This window comes from Ruegeria sp. B11 (assembly GCF_056539785.1).
In genome coordinates this window covers 1-20,184 of the sequence record NZ_JBQFVO010000003.1, presented here as the reverse complement: position 1 = coordinate 20,184, position 20,184 = coordinate 1, and the positions used below count along the sequence as shown (strand labels likewise).

Genomic DNA, 20,184 nt, shown 5'->3' with positions numbered 1-20,184 from the left:
CGGCCGGTTGTCAAACGGGAGGAATTCATGACGACAATCAAACTGGGCCGTCGCGCCCTTATCGCGGCTGTGACCGCTATTGGTCTGGCTGGACCGACTTTCGCTGAAGAGGTCGTAGATAGCATCCACTTTCTGATCCCCGGTGGCGCAGGAGGCGGCTGGGACGGCACGGCCCGTGGCACCGGTGAGGCGCTGACGAATGCGGGTCTCGTGGGAACTGCATCCTACGAAAACATGTCGGGCGGCGGTGGTGGTAAAGCCATTGGATATCTGATCGAAAACGCCGACAGCAACCACGGCACGCTTATGGTCAACTCGACCCCGATCGTGATCCGCTCTCTGACCGGAGTGTTCCCGCACAATTTCCGCGACCTGACACTGGTCTCGGGCACGATCGGCGATTACGCCGCGATTGTTGTGGGCAAAGACAGCCCCATCAATTCAATGGCGGACCTGCTAGCCGCGTATGACGCCGATCCAAGTACAACGGCCATCGGCGGCGGTTCTGTGCCGGGTGGGATGGACCATCTGGTCGCGGCGATGGTTATGGAAGCGGCAGGCAAGGACGCTTTGGGCGTGAAGTACATCCCCTATGATGCAGGTGGCAAAGCGATGGCCGCGCTTCTGTCCGGTGAGATTGCCGCGCTGTCGACCGGTTTCTCGGAGGCTGTCGATCTGGCGAATGCGGGTGAGGTGAAGATCATTGGCGTCACCGCGGAAGAGCGCGTGGATGCAGCCCCTGATGCGCAGACCATGAAAGAGCAGGGCATCGACACAACTTTCGTGAACTGGCGTGGGTTCTTTGCTGCTCCTGGTCTGCCCGAGGACAAGCTGGTCGCTTATCAAGAAGCCATCGCCAAGATGTATGACACACCTGAATGGGAAGAGGTCCGCGCCCGTAACGGTTGGGTGAACATCCACAACTCGGGTGCTGATTTCCAATCGTTCCTGGAACAGCAGGAAAAGCAGATCGGCGATCTGATGAAAAAGTTGGGTTTCCTGTAAGGATACCTCGGGCAGAGCGGGCAACCGCTCTGCCTCAACCAACAATAAATCAAAGGAGGGGGAAACATGGCGCTGGATCGCTGGATCGCGCTCGTTTTGCTGGGCATATGCCTGACATATGGCTACACCGCCTGGTTCACGATGGATGGCAGTCTGCCCCCCTTCATGCAGCGCAACCCCATTTGGCCGAGCACCTTTCCCAAGGTGCTGTCGATTTTGGGGATAATTGCCACAACGATTATTCTGCTGGGATTTGAAAAGGCTGAGCCCAAAGAGGCTGATATCGATTATCGGAGGCTGGGCGAATATCACTTGGGCCAGGCGCTGCTGTTGCTGGCTTTGATGGTTGCCTATGCGCTGTGCCTACGTCCGGTTGGATTTCTGATCTCGACATCCGGGTTCCTGATCCTCGGTTCTTTCATTCTGGGCGAACGCAAATGGCACGTCATGCTGCCGGTTGCCGTAATCGCTACAGGTTCAGTCTGGTACCTCGTGCAAGAGGTTCTTGGCATCTACATGCGACCCTTGCCGGGCGTTTTCGGAGGCTGACATGCTTGAAGGATTGTTGATCGGCCTACAAACGGCATTCTCCATCCAAAACTTGTTGATGGTCATAGCGGGCTGTCTGATTGGTACATTCATCGGCATGCTGCCCGGTCTTGGGCCGATGTCGATCATCGCCATTATGATTCCGGTCGCCATTTCGATGGGCGATCCGTCCGCCGCATTGATCCTGCTTGCCGGTGTCTATTACGGTGCGATCTTTGGTGGCTCGACATCTTCCATTCTTCTGAACGCGCCGGGGGTCGCGGGAACCGTGGCCTCAAGCTTCGACGGCTATCCGATGGCTCGTCAGGGCAAAGCCGGGAAGGCGCTCACAGTTGCCGCTATCGCCAGTTTCGCCGGGGGTACGATAGGCGCGCTGCTGCTGATGGTCTTTGCGCCTGCATTATCCTCGGTCGCACTGCTGTTCCACTCGGCTGAGTACTTTGCCTTGATGGTAGTGGGTCTGTCCGCCATCGCCGCTTTTGCGGGAACCGGGCAGGTGGCCAAGGCAATTGTCATGACCATCCTCGGGCTGATCATGGCCACCGTCGGCGAGGGCGCGCTGTTCAACTTGCCGCGTTTCACGATGGGGATCATGGATCTGCAGTCCGGCTTTGGTTTCATCACGCTTGCAATGGCGATGTTTGCCCTGCCCGAAGCGCTGTTTCTGGTTCTCAAACCCAAGGACCTGCAAGGCGACGAAGGCGAAATCAAGGACCTGCGCATCACAGGATCCGAGGCAAAGGCCATCGCTCCGGTGGTTGGTCGCCAATCTGTGCAGGGTTTCTTTATCGGTGTGCTTCCGGGGGCGGGGGCAACGATTGCCAGTTTCCTTGGCTATGCGGTTGAACGCAATATTGCCCCGAAAGAAGAGCAGGAAGAGTTCGGCAAAGGCTCGATCAAAGGTCTGGCAGCACCCGAGACAGCTAACAATGCTGCCTGTACCGGTTCCTTTGTTCCGTTGCTGACGCTCGGCATTCCAGGTTCCGGAACTACGGCCATTTTGTTGGGCGCACTGATCGCGCTGAATGTGACACCGGGTCCGCGCCTGATGATCGACGAGCCACAGGTATTCTGGGCTGTCATCATGTCGATGTTCATTGGCAATCTGGTGCTGCTGATCCTGAATCTGCCGTTGATCCCCTATATCGCCAAGGTGCTTGCAGTACCGCGCAACTATCTGATTCCGTTCATTTTGTTCTTCACCCTCATGGGGGCCTATATCGGGCAGAACAATGCCACGGAACTGCTGATATTGGTCGGCTTCGGCGTCTGCGCCACAGCACTGAAATTTGCCGATTACCCTCTGGCACCGCTGCTGATCGGTTTCATCCTTGGCGGCATGATGGAGGATAACTTCGCCCGTTCCATGCAGCTGTATGACGGCATCGCCTTTATCTGGGAACGTCCGATGACGCTGGGCCTGTTGGTAATTGCCCTCCTTCTGGTGCTGTTGCCTAGTTACCGCGCACGTCGCGCCAAGGCGCGAGCGGCAGGCGTGGCCGATGGCGACTGAGCCACTTTCAGGCATCCGGGTTCTTGACCTGACTAATGTCCTGGCCGGGCCGTATTGTTGCTACCAACTGGCCCTTATGGGGGCCGAAGTGATCAAGGTCGAACGCCCCGGCAGCGGAGATCTGGCCCGTGTGCTGGGGGCGGATCCTGATCGGAACAAGGCCGGCATGGGCATCAGCTTTCTGGCGCAGAATGCAGACAAGAAATCCGTGACTTTGGATATGAAGGCTGATCGGGGAAAGGCTCTGCTCAAGCGGCTGGTCAAGACTGCCGATGTGCTGGTCGAGAACTTCCGGCCCGGCGTGATGGACCGGCTTGGGCTGGGGTATCAGGTTCTGCGCGCCGAGAACCCCAGACTGATTTATTGTGCCATCAGCGGGTTTGGTCAGGATGGACCACGCCGGGATGACCCGGCCTATGACCAGATCGTGCAGGGGATCAGCGGTGTCATGTCAATCACAGGTGCGTCGGATACCGCGCCTTACCGGGTCGGCTATCCTCTGGCAGATACCGTCGGCGGGATGACGGCGGCCTTTGCCATAAGCGCGGCCTTGAATGCCAACCCGCGCGGGGCATTCCTTGATGTCGCAATGAACGAGGCGGTGGTTTCGACCATGGGGTGGGTGGTGTCCAACTATCTGGTCGGTGGCGTGACTCCTGCGCCGCATGGGAACGAAAACACAACCTCGGCCCCGTCCGGAACTTTTGCCACATCCGACAACCCTATTAATATCGCCGCCAATCGCGACGAACAATGGCATGCGCTCGCCCAACATCTGGGCCGCGCCGACCTTTTGACGCATCCGGACTACCTAACCCGCGAGGATCGCAAGACCAACCGGCATGAATTGCGTCAAGAGCTGGAACGCACGCTTTCTACCCGTCCATCCAGTGATTGGGTCCAAGAGTTGAATGCGTTGGGTGTACCGGCCGGGCCGGTTATGACGGTGCCGCAGGCTTTGTCCGACGATCAACTCTCAGGTCGCGGGCTGATTGGAACTCTGTCGGCGCACGGAGAGAGGTTACGCCTTGCGGGCAGCCCAGTGGTCATTGATGGCGCACGCCGCATGCCACGATCCGCGCCACCGGATCTTGGGGCCGACAACCTCTCGATTTGGGCCGAGCTTGGACTGTCGGACGCAGAGATCGAAACGTTGCGACATGAGAGGGTGATATGAGCGATGTTGCCGATTGGTGGCGCACCGCCATCATCGATATGGAGCCCGGGCGCATTGAACTGCGTGGCCAGCCGATTCAAGACCTGATCGGCAATCTGGGTTTCGCTGAAATGATCTGGTTTATGGTGCGGGGTGACAGACCGACACCTGCGCAGGCTCGATTGTTCGAGGCCGCTTTGGTCGCCGCCGTGGATCACGGCCCGCAAGCCCCTTCGATCGCGGCTGCGCGAATGGCGGTGACCTGCGGGCTGTCTCTTAACAACGCGATGGCGAGTGCTGTTAATATGCTGGGTGACATCCATGGTGGTGCCGGCGAGCAGGCGATGGAGCTTTATCACTTTGTAGACGCCCATGCCGAAGGCCCAGAACAGGCATTGGACGACTGGATCGCCGAGCGCGGGAAGATACTGCCGGGTTTCGGGCATCGGTTCCATACACCGACGGACCCGCGCGCACCCCGGCTGATGGCCCTGGTTGCTGATGCAGTCGAACAGGACGCCTGCGAGGGTCGGTTCATGAAAGTCGGGCAAGCCGTGGAAACCGACCTGATGCGCCGGAAAGGCAAGCCGGTGCCGATGAATATCGATGGTGTCACGGCAGTGATCTATGCAGAGCTAGGCTTTGCCCCTCCATTGGCACGGGGTTTGTTTTGCCTTTCGCGGTCGGTCGGTATTCTGGCCCATGCCTGGGAGCAGACCCAGCAAGGCGGACGTAACAAAGGTCCTACACCGCCCCACTATCGCTGGACTTATCTAGGCGATTGAAGTTGAGGTATGCCGCCTGTCGTTCCTCATGGCTTCGGATTCCTCTTATCCAGATTCTGAAACATAGCGACATAGTTTGTGGCTAGAGCCTTCGCCTTACGGCCGACACCGTCCAGAACTGCGTAGGACAGGAGCCGGGGAATTTGGGTGAAGTGCCTTCGCAGCTGGCGCAGGTAGGACTGGCGTAGCGTGTTGTCGTTTTCCAGGAAAATGCGCACAAGGCGGACAACGTAATCGCCCTAAGTCAAGGATCTAGAGTGAATTGGAGGCGAGTACCGGAATCGAACCGGTGTACACGGATTTGCAATCCGCTGCGTCACCACTCCGCCAACTCGCCTTTTTAAGCAATATCAATAACTTGCCGTGGTGTGAGGGGCGTTCTATCAGCTTTCAGGATGAACGTCCATAGCCTTGAGGGCGATTATTTCTGTCTTGTTTGGAAATTTGACAATACCCCAATGGTACGTTTTTGCCGCGCCCGGAAATGCAATCTGGCCCGTTGCTGCAGGCAGGCGGATGTGGCAAAAGCCAGATAACAGTCTGATAAGGAATGAGCGATCACATGACAGATTTCGCAGCCCGGCGCCTTACGATGGTTGATACTCAGGTCAGGCCCTCGGATGTGACCAAGTTCCCTATCATTGATGCGATGCTGAGCGTTGCGCGCGAAAATTTCGTGCCGGATGCGCAACGTGAGGCAGCCTATGTTGGTGATCTGGTCGAGTTGGGTGATGGACGTTGTCTGCTTGAGCCCAGGACGCTGGCTAAGATGTTGGACGCAGTCAACATTTCCAATGTTGAAGTGGTGCTGGATATCGCTCCGGGGCTGGGTTACTCAACCGCAATTGCCGCGCGAATGGCAGAGTTGGTTGTGGCCGTGGAATCCGACCCGGCATTGGCAGCTGAAGCTCAGACGCTTCTGATGGAAGCTGACGTAGACAACGCTATTGTTCATGAAGGACCGCTTGAACAAGGCGCGGTTGAGCATGGACCCTACGATGTGATCATGATTCAGGGTGGGGTCGAGCAGCTTTCAGACACTTTGCTGGATCAACTCAAGGATGGGGGCCGGATCATTTGCCTGTTCATGGAGGGTGATCTTGGCACGGTTCGTATGGGTCTCAAGTCCTCAGGCCGTGTCTCGTGGCGATTTGCATTCAATGCTAGCGCACCGATTTTGCCCGCATTTTGCGCTGAGTGTGCATTTTCGCTATAGTTGGCAATAGAAGTATTTTGATGCCTTGATTACTTGAAAACACCGGCGCAAACTGCGCTGGTGGTTGCGTAATTTCGATTTGAGAGGACTTAGTTATGCGCGGGACGACGACAGGAAAGCTGGTCAAAGGCCTGACTTTGGCTGCTGGTGTTGCATTAAGTGTGATGCCCGGAAGGTCGGTTTGGGCAGATAATCTGACCGATGCATTCATCGGCGCGTATAACACCAGCGGCCTGCTTGAGCAGAACCGTGCCTTGTTACGCGCAGCGGATGAAGATGTCGCCATTGCGCTCTCAGCGCTGCGTCCGATCATCAACTGGACCGTGCGGGTGAGCCGGGATTACACGCGCACCAATACGAGCAGCTTGATCACGACGCGCGAGCCTTCGAGCTTTTTTTCCGGTCTCACGCTGAGCCAGTTGATCTATGACGGTGGCGCTTCCATCCTTGGCAAGCAATCGGCGCAGGAAACTGTGCTATCCACCCGTCAGTCTCTTATTGATATTGAACAACAAATCCTGATCAGAGCCGCGAACGCCTATCTAGGTGTTCTGCTGCAGGAAGAAACGGTTGCGATCCGCCAGAACAACGTGGAAGTGTCGGCGGAAGAACTGCGCGCATCACAGGATCGCTTTGAAGTAGGTGAGGTTACACGTACCGACGTTGCCCTGTCCGAGGCACAATTGGCCAGCTCTCAGGCTGATTTGGCGGTCGCACGTGGTAACCTGAGCATTGCTCAGGCTGAATACGTAAACGCCGTTGGCAAGACACCTGGGCGGACGGCTGGTCAGCCAAGGCTGCCCAACCTGCCGCGTTCAGAGGCGGATGCGGTGAATTTGGCTCAGCGGAACCACCCTGCGATTCTTTCCGCACAGCATCAGGTGCGTGCGCTGGACCTGATCGTGCAGCAGCAGCGTGCAAATCTGGGTCCGAATGTCAGCCTGAATGCGGATGCGGGCATTACCGAGAGCTACGACAATGACGATTACATCAACGATGCGACGATCTCACTGAACTTCAATCAGCCGATCTATTCCGGTGGCGGTCTGGCGGCAGCGGTGCGTCGTGCGATGGCAACTCGTGATGCGTCGCGTGCCAACCTTCTGAACGTTCAGAAAGACATCACACAAGGTGTTGCCGATCGCTATGCTGCGTTTCAGGCGGCAACTGCAAGCCTGCGGGCGTCAACAGAACGGGTTCGTGCTTCGCAGGTGGCGTTTGACGGTATTCGTGAAGAAGCAACGTTGGGTGCACGGACGACCTTGGACGTCCTGAATGCCCAGCAGGATTTGCTGGACGCGCAATTGGCCGAGGTAGCATCCCGGACCGAGCGGTCGCGGGCTGCATATGAACTGCTGCAAGCCCAGGGGCTGTTGACGGCAGAGCGTTTGGGTCTTGCAGTGCAGATCTATGATCCGACCCTGTATTACAACCTCGTGAAAAAGGCGCCGTCGCAGGTCAGTAAGCAAAGCCGCGATCTGGATCGAGTGCTCAAGGCATTGCGCCGCGACTAAAGGGCATCGCTACCTGTTGTGGCGCTGGCTCAGATTGGCTACAATCGGGCCTAGGTTAGAGCGGTAGAAAATAATGTCAGATCGTGTTGTAAGCGCCAATATTCAGGACGTTCTTTCGTCGGTTAAGCGAATGGTCGACGAGGACGCGCATGACGAATCAGAATTCATATTTGTTCCGACGGCCCCGGCTGCCAAGCCGGGCCGGTTGGTTTTAACGGATGCGCTGCGCGTCAGCAATGAACCGCTGATCGCCAAGAAGGCCGCGCCCTTGAAACTGATGCCCCAGCATAGCGCGGGTGACAGTACCCCAAAGCAGGCCGCAAATGCGCCAAGCAACCCTGCCGAACCGATGCGGCTGCAACCCAGCGATATTGTGCGCGCTGGTGATGTCGACGCCAAGGCAGACGCACCAAAGCGCGACCTAGCGGGAAGCCTCAGCGCCAAGATTGAAGCTTTGGAAGCTGCTATCGCGCGCACCGAGGATCAGTGGGAGCCCGATGGCGAGAGCGATGACGACTACTCTGGCACCAAGACGCAGGCTGTTGAATGGCCGGCAGACAGAGCTTTTGCTCAGTCTCAGGCGGCTGAACCAAAATCCGAAGCCACATTTATTCGCGACCCGGAGGTGGTGGAAGATATGGCACAGAAGCCGACCGATGCGACAATCGGAGAAGAGGAATTGCGCGAACTCGTCGCCCAGATCGTCCGGGAAGAGCTGCAGGGCGCGCTGGGCGAACGGATCACGAAAAACCTGCGCAAGATGGTTCGGCGTGAGATCACGCGGGCGATCGCCGCAGCGGATGTTGACTGAGGTCTAAATGGTGCGTGGCGTCTGCGCCATCGCGAGAAGCAGATCCAGATCCATATGCTGTTCCAGATGGTCAGCAAGGTCGTCCAGCACTTGTTCGACGCCGTCTTCGTAAGCTGTTTCCGATGTCACGCCCAGCTCTGCCAGATAGCTGGCGCGAAACGTGTCCGAGGTGAAAATCCCATGCAGATAGCTGCCGCGTATGCGCCCATTGGCGCTGGCGGCACCTTCCGGGCGACCTTCGATCTGCAGCCAGGCCCGAGCGCAATCCGGGCCATCAGTACGGCCCATGTGGATCTCATATCCGCTGACGGGTTCATGACCGGGCAGGGCGGTTGCTGAGCGCAGGATAACCTGCTTTTCTCCGGCCATTGTGGTGCTGACATCCAGCAATCCCAACCCTTCGACCTGACCGGGGCGTCCATCGACGCCATCGGGGTCCGAGATGGTTTTGCCCAGCATCTGATAACCCCCGCACAGGCCCAGAACATGACCCCCGCGGCGGACATGGGCATAAAGGTCGATATCCCAACCCTGCGCCCGGAAATAGGCCAGATCGCCGATTGTAGACTTGCTGCCCGGCAACAGCACCAGATCGGCATCTCCGGGCAGGGGGCGGCCTGCTGGGATGATCTCGACCGTAACGCCCGGTTCGGCGGAAAGCGGGTCGAGATCGTCGAAATTGGCCATCCGCTCAAGCTGAGGCACAGCGATCTTGCATGCCCCTCCGGCATGAGAGCGGATGTCCATCATATCTTCTGCCGGCAGCTTCCATGCGTCATGGAACCAGGGCACCACGCCCATACAGGGCCAGCCGGTCCGGGATGCGATATCGTCGCGCCCTTCATCGAACAGGGAGACATCGCCCTTGAAGCGGTTAATCGCAAAGCCCCGGATCATCGCAAGGTCCCCGGCCTCCAAGACGGCTTGCGTCCCCACGATCTGAGCGATCACGCCACCCCGATGAATGTCGCCCACCAGAACCACCGGAACCTGTGCGGCACAAGCAAATCCCATATTGGCGATGTCACCCTTGCGCAGGTTAGTTTCTGCCGGACTACCCGCGCCTTCGATCAACACCAGATCAGCGTCGCTGCAAAGCCTTTCAAAGCTTTCCAGAGCCGCCCCCAGCAGCTTAGACTTGTCCTTGCGATAATCGCCCGCCTTCATTGTACCTGCGCGCTGGCCCTGAAGAATGATCTGCGCGCCGGTATCAGTTTCGGGTTTGAGCAGGATTGGGTTCATATCCGTATGCGTCGGTCGTTTGGCCGCCCGCGCCTGCAGGGCTTGCGCGCGCCCGATTTCGCCGCCGTTTTCCGTAACAGCGGCGTTGTTCGACATGTTCTGCGGCTTGAACGGAGCCACGCGCAACCCGCGTCGCGTATAGGCGCGGGCCAACCCGGCCACCAAAACCGATTTGCCGACATTGCTGCCGGTGCCTTGAATCATGATGGACCGCGCCATGGCCTGTCTCCTATGCTCGGGCGCAGATGACCTGATTTAAGGCCAAAGGAAAAGCCCCATATGAATACGCCTGCGCATCTTTTGATCGGTGCTGCTGGTTTTGCGCGCCCGGCCCGGGGCGCGACGCTATGGGCAGCTCTGTTTGGGTCCTTGTTGCCGGATTTGTCGCTATACCTGATGGCCGGCGTTTCGCTGCACATCCTGAACATCCCGGCACAGGTGGTGTTTGATCAGCTTTACTTTTCACCCGCGTGGCAAACCGTATTCGCCATCGATAACTCGTTCATTTTGTGGGGAGTGGCACTTGCACTCGGGCTGTGGCGCGGCTGGCACCTGCTGACCATTGGCGCATCCGCAGGGATACTTCATTTGGTGATGGATTTCTTATTGCACGCAGGCGATGGCCGACCACAGTTCTGGCCGATCAGTTCATGGGTCTTTCACAGTCCGATCAGCTATTGGGACAGCGCACATCATGCAGCTTGGATCGCGCCGATCTCAGTGACGATTTGCATTGCCGCCTATGTGGTGCTTTGGCAGCGCGGCCTGTCGGTTTCAGCAAAACTGTTCTTTGCGCTGTTACTGGCGGCCGAGCTTTGGGTGGCGTGGCAATGGATCATGTATTTTTGATCTGACCAATCAGCCCAAAGAAAAACGCGCCCCGATGTCAGGGCGCGTTTTTTCAATCGGATGCGGGGAACAATCAGGCAGCTTCGGCCTGCTGAGCCGCATTCCGGCGTTCGCTTTCTTCGCGGGACAGGGCGACAGACGTCCGTACGCCGCGTCCAACAAATTCCATCAGCCCGCCTACAACCCGCTCATTGGGGTCGATGCCGGCGCACGATAGTACTTCGCGCCCATCGCGCGAACGTGCCCAACGGGCAATTTGTTCCGGTCCGTTGCCATACTTCTTATCGTCGGCGATGGCATCATCCAGAGCAGCCAGTACAACGGCTGCGAAAAGTTTGCGTGCACGATTGCCTTGTTCGTTGTTAAAGGCAGTGCCGTCAACGAAATCTCTCATCTCGTCTTTCCTGTTTTTCTTGCTCTTGCAATTTTCGGCGTGACGGTCCTTATGACCTATTACATGCGATTCGGATACACCTAAAATGCATAGTTGCGTTGCGTCATTTGCATGGCTCGCTGCAGGTGCAGCACTAGGTTTCGTTGTCTTGTCAGGTGTGGTCACGCCAGATATAGGGACGAGAACTGACGCATCAACCGTTTGTGAAGGATTTAAGTCATGCCCAAGATAAATGGGAACGAAATTCGCCCCGGCAATGTGCTTGAGCATAATGACGGACTGTGGGCGGCGGTCAAAGTGGATCACGTAAAGCCCGGCAAAGGCGGAGCTTTTGCCCAGGTCGAGCTGCGCAACCTGCGCAATGGCTCAAAGCTGAACGAACGCTTCCGTTCGGCCGACAAAGTCGAACGCGTGCGCCTTGAGCAGAAGGATCAGCAGTTCCTGTACGAATCCGATGGCATGCTGGTGTTCATGGATTCCGAGACCTACGAGCAGATCGAACTGCCTTCGGAACTGCTGGGTGAGCGCCGCCCGTTTCTGCAGGACGGCATGACTATCGTTGTGGAGTTTTACGAAAGCGAGGCGCTGAACGCCACGCTGCCCCAAAAAGTGACCTGCAAGATCGTCGAGACCGAGCCGGTTGTGAAGGGTCAGACTGCGGCGAACTCGTTTAAGCCAGCGGTTCTGGACAATGGCGTCAAGGTCATGGTGCCGCCTTTTATCGGGCAGGATGAGATGATCGTAGTGAATACCGAGACCATGGAATATTCCGAACGCGCGTAAGCGGACGATAGTTCGGTGCAAAAGGGTCGCTCTGCGGCCCTTTTTTAGGTTCGAATGCGATAGCGCTCGGGATGATCGCCAAACAGCTCCAGCATCAGTTCGTACTTGATGCGATTGGCGCTGACCTGACGGTAGAACGCGATCAAGAAAGCGGTCGGGCCTTGAATGCGTCCGAGACCGCTTATCGCGGCCACGACGGTGCCGACATCGGTTTTACCCTGCAACACCAGCCAGCCGCCCAGCATCAGAATCCCAACAGTCCCTGCGCCATTGATGACACTCAGCAGGAACTTGGCCGAGAGTTTCCAGATGAACATCTTGCGGCGGGTCTCGAATATCTCGTCGAACTGTTTCTCAATCGCTCGCGATGCCGCCTCGATATCCTCGTGCGTCAAGCGGTCGGTCGCGCTGCGCAGGATTCGAACACGCTCGGCCACGAAGATGTTCACTTTTCGCTGAGAGGCCAGAACGATAATGATCTGCGGAACGATCATGGAAAGTGCGATCAAGCCCAGCCCCGGTTGGGTTGAAGAGATGTAGCCGATCACGCTGATCAATGTGCCGATTTGCACCACAGGATCGGAAAACGCACCGCCTGCGAACTTGCCCAGCTCTTCCGCCTCAGCAGATACGGCCGTTGTCATCGTGCCCGAACGAAGGTCTTGCCCCTCTTCGCTGAGATCGATTGATCGGGCAAGCAACCGTCCCCGGATCAGTCGGATGATGTCCTCGCCCAGCGTTCCAGAGCGATACCCGAGCACCCATTTCAACGTGAGGCTCAACAGGATGACGCCCATCATCCCGGTGCCCAGCAACAGCAGGCGATCCACTTCGATGCTATCAGATGTCAGGTGATTGACGATGTCGCGCTGGAACTCAAGCGGAGCAGCCGCCAGCGCAGCCACCGCCAATGACAGCAGAATAAGGATGATTTGCCGTCCGGCGCTGACACGCCATATCGCGGTATAGAGGCGAAACATGCACGTATCCCGTTAGGCCAATTGCAGTCAGTGATACCGCGCGGCCCGGCAGCGTCAAATACGCAAACGGTTTCAAAAAAATGGGCGTGCCGGTTCAGCAACAAAATCAACCTGGCAGTTTTAGCGTCGCGCCACCCGCCTGCATGTCGTCCCCCGCGCGATCCAGCCGAAGGTATGCGATCGCCTTTCCGCCAGACTGTGTAAACAACACCCCGGCGGGTTTACCACTGGAGTGAATCTCGGCCCCGACCGGAGCGGTGCCCGCGATCTCGACAACGCGCAGACCTTTGCGCAACTCAGTCTTGTGCTTCATGCGCGCGGTGACCTCTTGTCCGACATAGCAGCCCTTCTTGAAGTCCAAGCCATTCAGCGCCTCGAACCCGGACTCAAGAATATAGCTGTCTGGCGTCAGTTCGATGCTGGTTTCGGGGATACAGTGACGGACGCGGATAGCATCCCAGTCCGTACCGTCATCACCTTCCGGAGCGGTAGAATAAGCGCGCCATCCCAGATCAGGATGCCGTGGGTCGGGTAGGGCGCCCTCGGGCGCGGGGCCGGTGCCGCGTTGTACGTTCAGGTCGGTCTGGTCGATGGTCACATCTGCACGCAGCTTGTACATCGTCAGTCGTTTGGCAAGCCCGTCGGCCAGCACATCGGCCACATCCAGCAGCACCGACTCACCGTCTCGTTTGAGAAAGAAGTCAGCCAGGTACTTGCCCTGCGGGGTCAGAAGGGCGGCGTAGACCAGCCCGTCGTCCAGCCGCTGCACGTCATTTGTGATCAGCCCCTGCAGAAAGCTATCAGTATCGTTGCCGGTCAGGCGCAGAATGCGGCGATTGGACATGGGTTGATCCTCGTCAATTCGTCTGGCTTCGTGATATAGGAAATCGCGCCGCCATGACCAGAGGGTTTCAGACGTGTCCGCCCCGATCAGCATTGTGATTCCAACCCTTAACGCGGGGCATTCCCTGCCGGGAACGCTACAGGCTTTGATGGAAGGGCTTCATTCAGGCCTGATCCGAGAGTTAATCGTGACCGATGGCGGCTCAGAGGATCCAACACTTGTGATGGCGGATGAAGCCGGAGCCATGATCGTAACAGGCCCGGCGTCAAGGGGAGGGCAGTTGCAAAGGGGGTGTGCCAAAGCATCTGGCGACTGGCTGCTGATCCTGCATGCCGACACCGAGTTGCAGTCAGGCTGGAGCGCCATCGTGGCAGAGCATCTGCGTTCGCACAGGCCAGCAGCCTTCCGATTGCGGTTTCGCGTCAGCGGGATTGGTGCCCGCTGGGTCGCTGGTTGGGCCAACCTGCGTAGCAGAGTGTTTGGTTTGCCCTACGGCGATCAGGGGCTGTTGGTACGCCGCAGGGATTATGACTCTGTCGGAGGATTCCCAGATCAGCCACTGATGGAAGATGTCGCCTTGATCCGCGTGTTGCCGCGCCCGGTGCTGTTGAAAGCGGACGCGGTTACGAGTGCGGAACGCTATATCCGTCAGGGTTGGTTTCGGCGGGGCGCGCGGAACCTTTGGACTCTGGCGCGGTACTTTCTGGGGGCTGATCCGCATCTGCTGGCGCAGTCGTATCGGCGTTGAAAGCTGTGCGTAGCTCAACGATGGATTTGCCCAGACGGAACGGTGCAGCAAAGCTTACCAGACATAGGGCAATGATCTGCAGTACCAAAATATGCGCATTCGCCTGCAGATATTCCCATTCATCCTTGAGCTTGCCGACCTGTTCGATCAGATCGTCATAGCTTTGGGCCAGGATCAGATAATCACCGGCAATCGCAGGCACCTTGCGCCGCATGTTGTCAATAGCGGTTTGTGTATCATCGTCCAGAGATGTGAAGACGAGAAATTGATCGATGCTGAAGGCATCCGCTTTCGCTGCCATCTCGCGGGCCTCATCCATGTCATCACTCGACGTGCGGCCGAATAGAAAATGCAGGCCTTGAAGCGGGGCTACTTCGTTCGTGACCGCGATGAACAACGGTAAATCGGCATTGCTTGCGGTTGAGGCGGACAGAAACTCTACCTTTTCGCACAAAACAGCTGTATCCGGGTCGTAAGCGGGGTCACAGAACCTCAGCCGAAACCGCGCGGCATCACGGTCGAATGCAAGCGTGGCGGCATAAGCAACGTCGATCTGCCGGTCCAGCCGCGAACTGTCCGAGGTGTAAAGACCGGCCAACACGGCGACCAGTGCACCGATCCCACCCAATACGACCCAGACCAGATCCGCCAGTTTCCATGCCCGATGCCCTGCAGGTTTGCGGAAAAGAAATCCTGTGCCAAACAGGCCGATCATAAAGGCCAGTATCAGCAGAGGTAATTGGTTTTCAGCGATGAATGTCATACGCCGGAGTGTACGGTCTGCGCAGCGTCTGACAACAGGGCTCACGCGCAGTTGTACCTTATGAAACGTCGCTACCTGACGTCAGGACCCCGAGCTTTGGCCGAACTTGCGAAACAGCTTCGTCCGGTCAAAGGCCTGCTCTAACTCGTCCGTGCGCTGCTTGACACTGTCCCAGAGACGTTCCTGCATTTCGGCAATGGCGCATTCCAATAGCACCATTAGCGAAGTCATGGAATCCCATGCCGAAGGCACTGCGATCCTTACCGCAAAGGTGTGTTTCGCCAGCCGGTGGATGGGGGATCGCCATTGATCCGTCAGCAGGACAACCTCGGCCCCGCGCTCATGGCAAAGCTGCCCGATCAACAAAGTAGTGTTCTCATAACGCCGCACATCCAAGGCCACCAGCACATCGCCTTCGCGCACTTCGAGCAGATCGTGAGTCCACGACGCTGCATCTGACAGCAGCTTCACATCAGGACGGATCATCTGCAGGTGGAGGTAGAGATATTGCGCCAGGGTCCCGGTTATGCGTCCGCCGGTTATGAAAACACGCCGTTTGGGATCGCAAAGCATACGGCAGAAACTGTCAAACTCATCCGGGTCGACCTCATCAATCGAACGCCGCTGGTTCTCAAGCGCTTGGCGGGAGTAGCGGTTGAGAATGTGTTCTTCAGGCAAGTCATTCTGCCAGACATCCCGTTTGGCGACGGGCCCCGAGATCATCTCTTTCACTTCGCTGCGTATCGCGGACTGAAACTGCGGATAGCCATCAAAGCCGGTTTTCTGAAGCATCCGCGCAACCGTGGCGGTGGAAACCGAGGCGATACTGGCCAGCTCGGTTATGCTGCCAAGCCCTGCCATGGGGTAATCATCCAGCAGCACGTTGACCAACTGCCGCTCGGTCGGTGTCATCATTTCGCGATGCGCAAGGAGCCTTTCTGTCACTCGCACGGAATACTCCTTTCCCTTTCTACCCATGTTTATGTGGAAAATTTGACAATGCAATCTGACTTGGGGAATTTTATACAGGAAATTTATTGACAGGTTAAGAACCTCTGTGGAATTTTTTCCAAATGGAATCACGTAGCGCCACTCTCACCTCTGCTCAGCTTGATTTCGGTCCTGTCGTTCACATCGACGACGCGCCGGAAGAGCCTTCGGTTGTGGTGGTGTGCGAACACGCCTCGCATCGTATCCCGGACGGACTGGGGGATATGGGGCTAAGTGCCGAGGCACTGCGCAGCCATATCGCGTGGGACCCGGGCGCGCTGCCGGTTGCTCAGGCACTGGCCCAGCAGTTGAACGGCGTGCTGGTGCATGGTGGGGTGTCGCGGCTGGTTTATGACTGCAACCGCCCTCCCGAAGCCCCCGATGCTATGCCGGAATGCAGTGAAGACACACCGATCCCGGCGAACCTTGAACTGAGCGCCAATGCGCGTCAGCAGCGGATCGAAGGCGTATATGTGCCGTTTTGCCAAGGGCTAGAGGATGTTCTGATCCGTCATCACCGCACGCTAAAACTCATGGTGACGGTTCATAGTTTCACGCCGATATACCGCGGAAAGCCGCGCGATGTTGAGCTTGGTTTGCTGCATGGCCAGGACGCCCGCTTTGCCAAGGCGATGTTGGCCAGCGCCGCGCACGAGCTGCCCCTGGTTACTCGATTGAACGAACCCTATTCGGCGGCAGACGGGGTGGCGCACACTTTGGATCTTCACGCAGCGCCCAACGGATTGTTGAACGTCATGATCGAGATCCGGAATGATCTGATTCAGACAGCCGAGCAGCAGCGGGTCATGGCCGATTGTCTGGCCCCGTGGATCAATCGTACCATTGCTCCGTTCTGTAGCGGGGTGGGCGAATGATCAAGGCAATGTCAGCATATGTGCGTGTGGTCGATGCGGTGAACTACCGGATCGGGCGGGTCATGATGTGGGGCCTGTTCGTGATGATGGGTATCCTGCTGTGGTCCTCGATCTCGAAGACCTTCTTTCTGCCTTCGCTCTGGACGCTAGAAATGGCGCAGTTTGCGATGGTGACTTATTACATCATGGGGGGGCCGTATTCGATCCAACTGGGTTCGAACGTGCGAATGGATCTGTTTTACCATAATTGGAGCCATCGCCGGAAAGCCTGGTTCGATGCCTTCACGGTGCTGCTGCTGATCCTTTATCTGGGTGTGCTGTTCTACGGTGGGCTTGGATCCACGGCGTACAGCCTGGGCTATTGGGGTGATGCGCCTGTCGCCTATTTCACAGGCCTTCTGACCGGCAGCGAAGAGGTCGGACGGCTTGAACGATCCTCCACCGCGTGGCGGCCATACATCTGGCCGGTCAAGGCGATCATGGTCTTCGGCTTCTTCCTGATGCTGCTGCAGGCGATATCAGAATTTTTCAAAGACATTGCGCGGATCAACGGGCAAGAGATCGGGGCAGCGCGGGCATGAGCCAGGAATTTATCGCAATCTTCATGTTCGCTTCGATGATGCTGATGCTGTTCACCGGGCAGCGCGTCTTTGGTGCCATTGGTGCCGTCGCAGCCATTGCGGCACTGGCGCTCTGGGGGACAGGCGGGCAGGACATTCCGTTTTCGGCGGCGATGAAGCTGATGAAATGGTACCCGCTGCTGACCCTGCCGATGTTCATCTTCATGGGCTATGTCCTGAGCGAAAGTCGTCTGGCCGATGACCTCTATCGCATGTTCCACGTCTGGATGGGGCCGGTGAACGGTGGGCTTGCCATCGGCACCATCGGTCTGATGGTGCTGGTCTCGGCCATGAACGGGCTTAGCGTGGCAGGTATGGCCATCGGGGCGACGATTGCACTGCCTGAACTGCTGCGGCGCGGATACGACAAGACCATGGTGACGGGGGTCATTCAGGCCGGGTCGAGCTTGGGCATCCTTGTGCCGCCCTCGGTAGTTCTGGTGCTTTATGCCATGATCGCGCGGCAACCCGTCGGTCAACTTTGGCTGGCAGGCATTGTGCCGGGGCTGCTGATGGCGTCTTTGTTCATCCTCTACATCTGGATTCGTTGCCGGCTTCAACCGCATCTGGGACCAGCGATGGAAGACGCGCACGAGGTCCCAAGGTCCGAGAAACTCCGTCTGCTCTGGGCCGGGGCACTGCCATTGATGATTTTCGCTGCGATGATGCTGCCGTTCGTGAATGGTTGGACCTCATTGGTAGAAAGTTCGGCCATCGGAGCGTTGGCGGCGCTTGTGGCGTCTGTCCTCAAACGTCGGATGACGTGGAAGATTTTCGAGGACTGTACCAAGCAAACCTTGGCCATCTCGTGCATGTTCATGTGGATCATCCTTGCGGCGCTGGGCTTCGGCGCGGTGTTTGACGGGCTGGGCGCGGTCAAGGCCATCGAGAACCTGTTCACCGAGCAGTTGGGGCTGTCACCGTGGCTGATCCTGATCCTGATGCAGCTCAGCTTTATCATCATGGGCACGTTCCTGGACGACACCGCAATGCTCGTCATCGTGGCGCCGCTCTATGTGCCGCTCGTGGGGGCGCTTGGCTTCGATCTGATCTGGTACGGTGTACTTTACACCATCACCACCCAGATCGCGTATATGACGCCGCCTTTCGGCTACAACCTGTTCCTGATGCGCGCAATGGCTCCGCCAGAAATCAGCCTGCGCGACATCTACCGCTCAATCGTGCCCTTTGTCGGGGTGATGATCCTGGCGCTCGCAATAATCATGATATTCCCCGAGATCGCCTTGTGGCTGCCCGGGTATGTTTACGGAAATTAACCAGAAGGCCCGACACACGGGCACCCAAACTTAAACGGAGAGGAAATTGACATGACGACAAGACGTAAGTTTCTGAAAACTGCGGGGGTAGGGGTTGCGGCGGCACCTTTGGCAACGCCTGCACTGGCGCAAAGCACGATCACATGGCGGATGCAGACATATGCCGGTCCTGCACTGGCCGAGCATGTGATCGACCCGGCTATTAAGATGTTCAACCAGATCGCCGGTGACCGTATGCAGATCGAGCTATTCTACGCCGATCAACTGGTCCCGACCGGAGAGCTGTTCCGCGCTATGCAGAAGGGAACCATCGACGCGGTTCAATCGGATGATGACTCGATGGCCTCGCCCACCGAAGTCACTGTTTTCGGCGGCTACTTCCCGTTCGCTTCGCGCTATTCGCTGGACGTGCCGGTGCTGTTCAACCAGTGGGGCCTGAACGAGATCTGGGATGAGGAATATTCCAAGGTCGGCGTCAAACACATCAGCGCCGGCGCATGGGATCCGTGCCATTTTGCCACCAAGGACCCGATCAACTCACTGGAGGACATGAAGGGCAAGCGCATCTTTACCTTCCCGACAGCGGGCCGGTTCCTGTCGCAGTTCGGCGTGGTTCCTGTGACCCTGCCTTGGGAGGATATCGAGGTCGCCGTCCAAACCGGCGAGTTGGACGGTATTGCCTGGTCGGGCATCACCGAAGACTACACCGTGGGTTGGGCGGATGTGACTAACTACTTCCTAACCAACAATATTTCGGGGGCCTGGGCCGGCCACTTCTTTGCCAATATGGATCGCTGGAACGAGCTACCGGAAGATCTGCAAACTCTGTTCAAGGTCTGCTGTGACCAGTCGCACTACTACCGCCAGTGGTGGTATTGGGGCGGCGAGGCCAACCTGCGGGTTAACGGTACCAAGATGCAATTGACGACCATCCCGGATGAAGAGTGGGCGACGGTTGAAGAAGCTGCTGTTAAGTTCTGGGACGAAATTGCTGCGGAATCCGAGACCAAGGCAAAGGTCGTGGATATCTTCAAGCGCTACAACGCCGAAATGCTCAAGGCCGGGCGGCCCTATCGTTACGGATAAAACACTGGACCGGCCCGTTCTTTCGCGGGCCGGTCGTTACAGGGACAAAGAATTTTCGTCGAAAATTCTCGCATATCACAGAGGTATTGCATGCTGACATTTGAGCATTTGAAGGCTGAGGTTTCGTCTGGCGAGATTGATACGGTATTGGTTTGTCTGGTTGACATGCAGGGCCGTTTGATGG

Annotated in this window: 20 protein-coding genes and 1 tRNA gene; 15 read left to right on the top strand and 6 right to left on the bottom strand. The window is 57.5% G+C overall.

Translation table 11 applies throughout. From position 1 onward, the window contains the following. Positions 1 to 27 precede the first annotated feature (27 nt). The 5 genes from ACR0I1_RS11855 (at position 28) to ACR0I1_RS11835 (ending at position 5,008) form a co-directional block, all read left to right on the top strand. On the top strand, positions 28 to 1,005 hold the full coding sequence (locus tag ACR0I1_RS11855; protein ID WP_170391824.1) for a tripartite tricarboxylate transporter substrate-binding protein: 978 nt from the start codon (positions 28 to 30) through the stop codon (positions 1,003 to 1,005). A gap of 66 nt (positions 1,006 to 1,071) precedes the next feature. Further along, entirely contained in the window at positions 1,072 to 1,554 is a 483-nt protein-coding gene (locus ACR0I1_RS11850) for a tripartite tricarboxylate transporter TctB family protein (RefSeq protein ID WP_170401217.1), read from the top strand. A gap of 1 nt (position 1,555) precedes the next feature. Then, positions 1,556 to 3,067: a tripartite tricarboxylate transporter permease gene (locus ACR0I1_RS11845; RefSeq protein ID WP_170391820.1), complete on the top strand. Its 1,512-nt coding sequence runs from the start codon at positions 1,556 to 1,558 to the stop codon at positions 3,065 to 3,067. Continuing rightward, positions 3,057 to 4,244: a CoA transferase gene (locus ACR0I1_RS11840; RefSeq protein ID WP_170401215.1), complete on the top strand. Its 1,188-nt coding sequence runs from the start codon at positions 3,057 to 3,059 to the stop codon at positions 4,242 to 4,244. Before ACR0I1_RS11845 ends, ACR0I1_RS11840 begins: the two co-directional genes overlap by 11 nt. Continuing rightward, a complete protein-coding gene (locus tag ACR0I1_RS11835) occupies positions 4,241 to 5,008 on the top strand; it encodes a citryl-CoA lyase (protein WP_480706619.1) in 768 nt (255 codons plus the stop codon). Before ACR0I1_RS11840 ends, ACR0I1_RS11835 begins: the two co-directional genes overlap by 4 nt. Before the next feature lie 263 nt (positions 5,009 to 5,271). On the opposite strand, the gene ACR0I1_RS11830 is transcribed toward ACR0I1_RS11835, so the two are convergent. Next, positions 5,272 to 5,345: transfer RNA gene (locus tag ACR0I1_RS11830), tRNA-Cys, on the bottom strand. Positions 5,346 to 5,570: 225 nt separating this feature from the next. Here ACR0I1_RS11830 and ACR0I1_RS11825 point away from each other — a divergent pair. From ACR0I1_RS11825 to ACR0I1_RS11815, 3 genes are all read left to right on the top strand, one after another. Further along, positions 5,571 to 6,224, top strand: a complete 654-nt coding sequence (locus ACR0I1_RS11825) for a protein-L-isoaspartate O-methyltransferase family protein (protein ID WP_480706617.1) — start codon at positions 5,571 to 5,573, stop codon at positions 6,222 to 6,224. A gap of 95 nt (positions 6,225 to 6,319) precedes the next feature. Further along, a complete protein-coding gene (locus tag ACR0I1_RS11820; protein ID WP_170391809.1) occupies positions 6,320 to 7,738 on the top strand; it encodes a TolC family outer membrane protein in 1,419 nt (472 codons plus the stop codon). A 73-nt stretch (positions 7,739 to 7,811) separates the two neighbouring features. Further along, the gene (locus ACR0I1_RS11815; protein WP_170563579.1) at positions 7,812 to 8,549 is read left to right on the top strand and encodes a hypothetical protein; all 738 of its coding nucleotides are present in this window, start codon (positions 7,812 to 7,814) and stop codon (positions 8,547 to 8,549) included. Positions 8,550 to 8,552: 3 nt separating this feature from the next. On the opposite strand, the gene ACR0I1_RS11810 is transcribed toward ACR0I1_RS11815, so the two are convergent. Then, positions 8,553 to 10,010 carry a cobyric acid synthase gene (locus ACR0I1_RS11810; protein WP_170391804.1) on the bottom strand — a complete coding sequence of 486 codons (1,458 nt, stop codon included), beginning with the start codon at positions 10,008 to 10,010 and terminating at the stop codon, positions 8,553 to 8,555. Between the two features lie 60 nt (positions 10,011 to 10,070). On the opposite strand from ACR0I1_RS11810, the gene ACR0I1_RS11805 reads away from it, so the two are divergent. After that, positions 10,071 to 10,640 (top strand): cobalamin biosynthesis protein CobQ, encoded by a 570-nt coding sequence (locus tag ACR0I1_RS11805; protein WP_480706615.1) that lies wholly within the window; start codon positions 10,071 to 10,073, stop codon positions 10,638 to 10,640. 73 nt (positions 10,641 to 10,713) lie between these two features. On the opposite strand, the gene ACR0I1_RS11800 is transcribed toward ACR0I1_RS11805, so the two are convergent. Continuing rightward, entirely contained in the window at positions 10,714 to 11,034 is a 321-nt protein-coding gene (locus ACR0I1_RS11800; RefSeq protein WP_008757056.1) for a DUF6280 family protein, read from the bottom strand. 219 nt (positions 11,035 to 11,253) lie between these two features. Between ACR0I1_RS11800 and efp the strand changes: the two genes are divergently transcribed. Next, positions 11,254 to 11,817 carry an elongation factor P gene (efp, locus tag ACR0I1_RS11795; RefSeq protein ID WP_170391801.1) on the top strand — a complete coding sequence of 188 codons (564 nt, stop codon included), beginning with the start codon at positions 11,254 to 11,256 and terminating at the stop codon, positions 11,815 to 11,817. 44 nt (positions 11,818 to 11,861) lie between these two features. Here efp and ACR0I1_RS11790 read toward each other — a convergent pair whose 3' ends face one another. Beyond that, positions 11,862 to 12,797 carry an ABC transporter transmembrane domain-containing protein gene (locus ACR0I1_RS11790; RefSeq protein ID WP_170420966.1) on the bottom strand — a complete coding sequence of 312 codons (936 nt, stop codon included), beginning with the start codon at positions 12,795 to 12,797 and terminating at the stop codon, positions 11,862 to 11,864. 106 nt (positions 12,798 to 12,903) lie between these two features. Further along, on the bottom strand, positions 12,904 to 13,641 hold the full coding sequence (gene ygfZ / locus ACR0I1_RS11785) for a CAF17-like 4Fe-4S cluster assembly/insertion protein YgfZ (RefSeq protein ID WP_480706613.1): 738 nt from the start codon (positions 13,639 to 13,641) through the stop codon (positions 12,904 to 12,906). A 73-nt stretch (positions 13,642 to 13,714) separates the two neighbouring features. Here ygfZ and ACR0I1_RS11780 point away from each other — a divergent pair, with 73 nt between their 5' ends. Beyond that, a complete protein-coding gene (locus ACR0I1_RS11780) occupies positions 13,715 to 14,389 on the top strand; it encodes a TIGR04283 family arsenosugar biosynthesis glycosyltransferase (protein ID WP_480706611.1) in 675 nt (224 codons plus the stop codon). 844 nt (positions 14,390 to 15,233) lie between these two features. On the opposite strand, the gene ACR0I1_RS11775 is transcribed toward ACR0I1_RS11780, so the two are convergent. Then, positions 15,234 to 16,097, bottom strand: a complete 864-nt coding sequence (locus ACR0I1_RS11775; protein ID WP_255611699.1) for a MurR/RpiR family transcriptional regulator — start codon at positions 16,095 to 16,097, stop codon at positions 15,234 to 15,236. A 128-nt stretch (positions 16,098 to 16,225) separates the two neighbouring features. On the opposite strand from ACR0I1_RS11775, the gene ACR0I1_RS11770 reads away from it, so the two are divergent. Genes ACR0I1_RS11770 through ACR0I1_RS11755 form a run of 4 tightly spaced genes read left to right on the top strand, consistent with a single transcriptional unit; the run spans position 16,226 to position 20,000 of the window. Further along, the gene (locus tag ACR0I1_RS11770) at positions 16,226 to 17,017 is read left to right on the top strand and encodes an N-formylglutamate amidohydrolase (RefSeq protein ID WP_170594904.1); all 792 of its coding nucleotides are present in this window, start codon (positions 16,226 to 16,228) and stop codon (positions 17,015 to 17,017) included. Beyond that, positions 17,014 to 17,598, top strand: a complete 585-nt coding sequence (locus tag ACR0I1_RS11765) for a TRAP transporter small permease subunit (RefSeq protein WP_480706608.1) — start codon at positions 17,014 to 17,016, stop codon at positions 17,596 to 17,598. The genes ACR0I1_RS11770 and ACR0I1_RS11765 overlap by 4 nt, the downstream gene beginning before the upstream one ends. Further along, entirely contained in the window at positions 17,595 to 18,914 is a 1,320-nt protein-coding gene (locus ACR0I1_RS11760; RefSeq protein ID WP_170391787.1) for a TRAP transporter large permease, read from the top strand. Before ACR0I1_RS11765 ends, ACR0I1_RS11760 begins: the two co-directional genes overlap by 4 nt. 51 nt (positions 18,915 to 18,965) lie before the next feature. After that, positions 18,966 to 20,000: a TRAP transporter substrate-binding protein gene (locus tag ACR0I1_RS11755; RefSeq protein ID WP_170391784.1), complete on the top strand. Its 1,035-nt coding sequence runs from the start codon at positions 18,966 to 18,968 to the stop codon at positions 19,998 to 20,000. The last annotated feature ends 184 nt before the right edge of the window (positions 20,001 to 20,184 follow it).